Annotated in this window: 5 protein-coding genes; 3 read left to right on the plus strand and 2 right to left on the minus strand. The window is 50.8% G+C overall.

Going from position 1 to position 3837, the window contains the following annotated elements:
* Positions 1 to 822: 822 nt before the first annotated feature.
* Positions 823 to 1302, minus strand: coding sequence for a GDP-mannose 4,6-dehydratase (locus tag O6944_00890; protein ID MCZ6717709.1), 480 nt, complete (start codon positions 1300 to 1302; stop codon positions 823 to 825).
* A 23-nt stretch (positions 1303 to 1325) separates the two neighbouring features.
* Positions 1326 to 2321 (minus strand): SDR family oxidoreductase, encoded by a 996-nt coding sequence (locus O6944_00895; protein MCZ6717710.1) that lies wholly within the window; start codon positions 2319 to 2321, stop codon positions 1326 to 1328.
* A gap of 608 nt (positions 2322 to 2929) precedes the next feature.
* On the opposite strand from O6944_00895, the gene O6944_00900 reads away from it, so the two are divergent.
* From O6944_00900 to O6944_00910, 3 genes are all read left to right on the plus strand, one after another.
* On the plus strand, positions 2930 to 3136 hold the full coding sequence (locus O6944_00900) for a hypothetical protein (protein ID MCZ6717711.1): 207 nt from the start codon (positions 2930 to 2932) through the stop codon (positions 3134 to 3136).
* A 95-nt stretch (positions 3137 to 3231) separates the two neighbouring features.
* Complete coding sequence (locus tag O6944_00905) at positions 3232 to 3639, plus strand: SxtJ family membrane protein (GenBank protein MCZ6717712.1); 408 nt, start codon at positions 3232 to 3234, stop codon at positions 3637 to 3639.
* Positions 3640 to 3727: 88 nt separating this feature from the next.
* Positions 3728 to 3837, plus strand: a 110-nt coding sequence (locus O6944_00910; GenBank protein MCZ6717713.1) for a DUF5989 family protein, incomplete at its 3' end; no start/stop codon positions are given.

Here is a 3837-nt window from a genome sequence, read left to right on the forward strand (position 1 = left end):
TATAGGCGGCCACCCTGTGTGGGTATCGTAGAGGACTGAAGCCTCCTAGCTGGCCATGTGGTCGGGAGGCTGGAACCAGGGGACTATCGATCTTTGTTAATTCTCACCGGACGGAGCCCTGAACCACTTTTGGAAAAATCCGCGACATGTCCAGACCATACCGGGGATCAGCTTTTACGCCATCTTCCGAGCCAGCTCCTGTTTCCCGCCCTTGATCATTCTCCCGGCAAACCAGGATGCTAATACACTGGGGACGACGCCTTGCGGAGTGAAGTTATAGTCACGTGCAACCTGGAGAGCGGGTAGCACAATCAGTAGCATCACCAGAGACGCGGTCGCCAAATTACGAAAAGAAGGTAGGGCACTATCCTGACGTAATTCGTTTTGCGTTGTTCGGCCATTCTTCTTTGCCGTAGGAATTATGAAAGACACCATTGGCCACTTTTGATCAGCCTGGCCATTGCATCCGCTGCGTACTCAGCAAAGGCATTATCGTCTAGCGCTGCCACTTCGCCGTTCTTGATGCGCAGGCGAGCGAGCAATGGGGCTACATTGCCGCCTAAGAAACCGCGTCCTTAGTAGCAGTATAGAAGCGCCAGCTATGCACTACTCATCGGCGCCGACAAACAGCGCTCACGAGCTTGTCGCCTGGAACGCCATGTCACAAATCGTATTTGCTGGCGCCCCCTGTGACTCAGGGGATCATCTTGTTTTCTATGCTCGAGAAGTCACTCTCCGCACCGTTGTCACCAATTGCTGTGACTGCAAAGTAGTGGGTGCCAGCCGCAAGACTATCAATTACAACGGTAGTATCGAGGGCGCTTACCGTGCAAACTGCCCGGGGATGGACCAGAGTAATTTCGTTCTGCCATATGGATTGATCGGTACAGTAGGGTGTGCCTCGTCAATCGGTGAGTACCCAGGAATACCATACACAGCTGTAGACGAGGAAAATATAAAATACTTTACACCGTGTTTCGCCATTGCTTCCAATAGGTTGAGTGTTCCGATCACATTGTTGCGATAGTAAAGTTCTGGATGCTGCATAGATTCGCCAACCAGCGATTTGGCCGAGAAATGCATAATGGCCGTAAATTGATCCTCGTTTAAAGTGCGGTCAACCTCCGCTCGCGTTAGCAGATCTCCCTCGATCAACTTTCCCCATCGAACGGCGTCCTCATGGCCCGTCGACAAGTTGTCAAACACCGTAACCTCAAAGCCAGCCGATGCTAGCATCTTGCACATATGGGCACTGATGTAACCTGCGCCACCTGTTATCAAAATTTTGCCTTTGCGGTCCAATTGGCCCCTAACTACAACGCTAACTAACTGCCGGGACGTTGTTCTTCTTGTTCAATGCCTTTCCCACTTGTCAGTAACGCTTCGAAGTATTCGATGGTCGGTACTAACCCTTCTTCCAAAGTCACGATAGGCTCCCAAGATAGCTTTTGTTTGGCAAGACTAATGTCGGGTTGTCGCTGTTTAGGATCATCAGGCGGCAATGGTTGCAGTTTGACGTCTGATCGGGAGTTTGTGAGGCTGATAATAATTTCCGTGAGTTCCAAAATCGAGAACTCGTTGGGGCTCCCTAAGTTTACTGGCCCGACAAAATTATCAGGAGAATCCATTAACCGGACAAAGGCCTCAATGAGGTCTGTCACATAACAGAATGAACGCGTTTGCGAACCATCTCCGTAGATGGTAATGGCCTCATTCTTTAGCGCCTGAACAATAAAGTTGGAAATCACGCGTCCATCGTTAGGGTGCATGCGTGGACCATAGGTGTTAAATATGCGTGCGACCTTAATACGAAGACCGTGTTGGCGATAATAGTCGAAGAAAAGAGTTTCCGCACAACGCTTCCCCTCGTCGTAACAAGCGCGGAGCCCCGTAGGATTGACACGGCCCCAATAGCTCTCGGGTTGCGGGTGAATCTCCGGATCACCGTAAACCTCACTCGTCGAGGCCTGGAAGATCTTAGCCTTTACTCGCTTGGCCAGCCCCAGCATATTGATTACACCGTGTACGCTGGTCTTGGTAGTCTGCACGGGATCAAACTGGTAGTGAATGGGCGATGCCGGGCAAGCGAGGTTGTAGATCTCGTCGACCTCCAGGTAGATCGGAAACGTGATGTCATGCCGAAGCAATTCAAACTTCGGTTTGTCAAACATATGCGCGATATTGTCCTTTGTGCCCGTGAAAAAGTTATCGATACACAAGACATCGTGACCCTCCGCAAGAAGCCTCTCGCACAGATGCGAACCGAGGAACCCCGCGCCACCCGTGATTGCTATCTGTTTCTTGCCGGAAACACTTTTCATTTGGTCTTCACCTCAGGCAAAACGCTTTATAAAAGGCCCCGATTATGGCTAGCCGTTACACCACGCGGGTGTAGAAGAATGGGGCTGTATGATGAGAGCTGCCCACTCAGATAGTTTACACATAGCAGCAGCCAAGCTCGGCGGATATGATTCCTATAACACTTGAATTTATCCGTCACTATTGCCGAAAATGGCTCTGTCCTGTACGAAGACTATCGAGTGGTAAGGATGAGGGCCAATCAATGATCTATCCTATCATCGTATCTGGTGGATCGGGTACCCGACTGTGGCCCCTTCCCAACCTTCCCCGACAAGTGGGGCAGGGGTAATTCGTGCCCCTCTCCAGCCCTCCCAGATGAAGCGGGAAGGGCAACAGCTGGCCACGGGGCAATCTTAATAATAGTTGCATTCCGAATAAATACTTGTACCTTGTTCCTTGCAACTCGTTACTCGTACTAATGAAAACATGAAAATCTTGGGGATCTCCGCATTTTATCACGATAGTCCAGCGGCACTATTGTGCAACGGGACAATCGTGCGGGCGGCTGCCGGCATCGAAAAAGCGACGGGCTATCGAACGTTACCTGTATGAGGTAATAGCGGCGACGATGCCGATACTCCCATATAACCAACCAGCTGCCACTTGGCATGGCGAGGAGAAAGCTCGATTGATAGGAAAGGGACAAACACCCTTGTTCGTTGACGGCCAGATCGCTGCGATTGCCAAGCAAAACGATCTCGTACTGGTCACCCGAAACCTGCGTGACTTTAAAATGTTCAGGGGACAGAAACTTGAAAACTGGCTCAAGCAATAGGTCGCAAACTGCTCTACCAGTTAGTAAGAGAGTAGAGGAATGCCCCCCAACTCTCCCCAACGGGTGGGGAGGGAAAAGGTTGAAGCATAAGTCAGATGGACCATGTAATTCCTGAACTGGATCGTAAAGGCTTGCGAGAGTTCGGGCTTGTTACGGGCGGCATCATCGCCGGCCTATTCGGACTTTTCTTTCCCTGGGTGTTTGACGTTGCGATTCCGTACTGGCCCTGGATCGTCGGCGGGACGCTCGGTGCATGGGCATTGATTGCACCATCAACATTACGATCATGCTATCGAGCATGGATGCGTTTCGCGCTTATACTGAGCCGCATCACCACACCGTTGATAATGGGGCTGGCATATGGCCTGGTGATTATCCCGACAGGCTTTATAATGCGCGCCATTGGCCGCGACCCGATGGCACGGCGATTCGATGAAAAAGCTGAAAGCTATCGAATACCAAGTAAAAAGCCTCCCAAAGACCAGGTGGAGAGACCATTCTGAATTCGTGAACCGTAATCCGTGAGTGGTGAACCGTACATCCGTAAACCGAATGACTCTGGACCAAGGACTCCAGACTCTGGACTGTATGATGATTGAATTTTTGCAGGACCTTTGGGCGTTTATGCGCGTGCGTAAGAAATTCTGGCTCGCACCAATCATCATTGTGATGGTGTTGCTCGGAGCACTAATCGTTTTGAC

This window comes from Gammaproteobacteria bacterium (assembly GCA_027296625.1).
Classification (GTDB): Bacteria; Pseudomonadota; Gammaproteobacteria; order JAKEHO01; family JAKEHO01; genus JAKEHO01.

Excerpts from the sequence above, each read along its gene's own strand:
- O6944_00895 (MCZ6717710.1), bottom strand. The coding sequence starts at position 2,321 with ATGAAAAGTGTTTCCGGCAAGAAACAGATAGCAATCACGGGTGGCGCG.
- O6944_00900 (MCZ6717711.1), top strand. The coding sequence starts at position 2,930 with ATGCCGATACTCCCATATAACCAACCAGCTGCCACTTGGCATGGCGAG.
- O6944_00905 (MCZ6717712.1), top strand. The coding sequence starts at position 3,232 with ATGGACCATGTAATTCCTGAACTGGATCGTAAAGGCTTGCGAGAGTTC.